General features: G+C 70.8%; 2 protein-coding genes. Both read left to right on the forward strand.

Annotated features, from left to right (window positions below):
- Positions 1 to 458 (forward strand): peptide-methionine (R)-S-oxide reductase MsrB (gene msrB / locus GPA_RS17155; protein ID WP_041238729.1); only part of this gene is annotated, 458 nt, incomplete at its 5' end.
- A gap of 213 nt (positions 459 to 671) precedes the next feature.
- Positions 672 to 1,676, forward strand: a complete 1,005-nt coding sequence (locus GPA_RS01145) for an IS1595 family transposase (RefSeq protein ID WP_015538708.1) — start codon at positions 672 to 674, stop codon at positions 1,674 to 1,676.
- Positions 1,677 to 1,914: the final 238 nt, after the last annotated feature.

A 1,914-nucleotide genomic window follows, 5' to 3' on the forward strand; every position in this document is an offset into this window, starting at 1 on the left:
CCGACGACGAGCTGCGCCGCGCGCTCTCGCCCGAGCAGTACCGCGTCGTGCGCGAGAACGCCACGGAGCGCCCGTTCGCGCATCCCTACGACCACGCGTTCGAGCCCGGCATCTACGTGGACGTGACCAGCGGCGAGCCCTTGTTCGCCAGCGCGGACAAGTTCGACTCCGGCTGCGGATGGCCCGCGTTCTCGCGTCCCCTCTCGAAGGACGTGGTCACGGAGCACCTGGACCGCAGCTTCGGCACCCTGCGCACCGAGGTGCGCAGCCGCGCGGGCGACGCGCACCTGGGCCACGTGTTCACCGACGGCCCTGCCGAGGCGGGCGGGCTGCGCTACTGCATCAACGGCGCCGCCCTGCGCTTCGTGCCGCTCGAGCGCATGGACGCCGAGGGCTACGGCTACCTCAAGCCCCTCGTGGAGCAGCAGGAGGCAGGCCGGGCGCCGGCCATGGCCTGACGCCGAAGTCGGCGGCGGATCGGCACAGCCCTTCCGGTCCGCCGCCGACAGGCTCGGCCACGCCGCTCGATCAAACCCGGCCCGCACCCGTGCGCGAAGAGTCCGCGTCCGCTGTTAAACCAACATTGACATAGTCCCTATCCCGGGATAGGCGAAGCGGGTCCTCTGCCCTACGATGCGATCGTCGAAAAAGCACGAGGGAAAGGACCCGCCATGGGGATCATGGACCAAGTCGCGACGATGTCGCTCGCCGATAAGCGCGAGCTGGCCGAGGTGCTGAGAAGGGCCATCGCGGAGGACCTCGCAGCCTCCGCTTGCGGCGAGCCCGACCGGTGCCCCAAGTGCGGCTGCCCGGCCTTCGTGCGGAAGGGCCGCGACTCCTCCGGCCAGCGCTGGCTGTGCCGGGGGTGCGGGCGCACCTTCGGGGCGAGAACCTTCTCCCTGCTGGGCCGCTCCAAGCTGCCCGCCCCGGCGTGGATGGAGTTCGCGGCGTGCATGGCCGACGCCCTCCCCCTGCGCGAGACCGCGAGGAGGGTCGGCACCTCGCTCTACACCGCCTGGTTCATGAGGATGCGCGTCTGCGAGGTCATGGGGCGCAGGCTGCTGCCCCTGCGGGGGGAGTCCTTCGAGGTCGACGGCACCTACCTGCACGACTCCCTGCCGGGCGACCACTCGCGCAGCGGATGGTTCGAGCTGGGGCGGGAGCCCCACCGCACCGGGCACGAGGCCGACAAGGGGACGTGCGTGCTGTGCGGGGTGAGCGAGCTGGGCGACTGCTTCTGCGAGGTCGTCGACGGGGCCGAGGACTCCGCGAGCGCGATGGTAGTGCTCGGCGCGCGCCTGCCCGCCTCGTGCGGGGTCGCGACCGACGGGTGGAGGGCTTACAACGACTGGGCGCTCGGGGGCAGGCCGCACGAGGTGCGGGGGAGCAGGGAGCTCGAGATGGTCAACTCCCTGCACTCGAGGCTCAAGTCCTTCGTCGGCCGGTTCAACGGCGTCTCCAACCGCAGGCTCCAGCGCTACCTCGACTGGTTCTGCTGGCGCGAGCAGTTCCGCTCCAGCGCGAGGGACCGCAGGGAGCTCCTGTACGGCCACGAGGCGAACGGGCGCTACGTCTGCACGCGGCAGCTGACCCACCTGGAGGCCCACCCATTCATGAGCTGCGTCAACAGGTGGACGATCGGCGAGAGGCACGGGTATATGTCAATGGTGGTTTAACAGCGGAGCCGGCTCTGCGGAGCGCGCGCATGCGCTCGAGCGAGGATGGGTGCGCGAACCGGGCGCCAAACGGGACCAACCCGCGGCCGATGCGCGCTGGCTGGGCGCCGGATGGATGGGACAACACGCAGCAAACGCGCAGTCAGGGCAGCCGAGCAGGTCGCGCAGTCCGATGCGGACGCATCGGCCGGGCCGCGGGTGCGAACGCACCTCCGCACGACTGCACGCCGCACGATGC

This window comes from Gordonibacter pamelaeae 7-10-1-b, from assembly GCF_000210055.1.
Lineage (GTDB): Bacteria > Actinomycetota > Coriobacteriia > Coriobacteriales > Eggerthellaceae > Gordonibacter > Gordonibacter pamelaeae.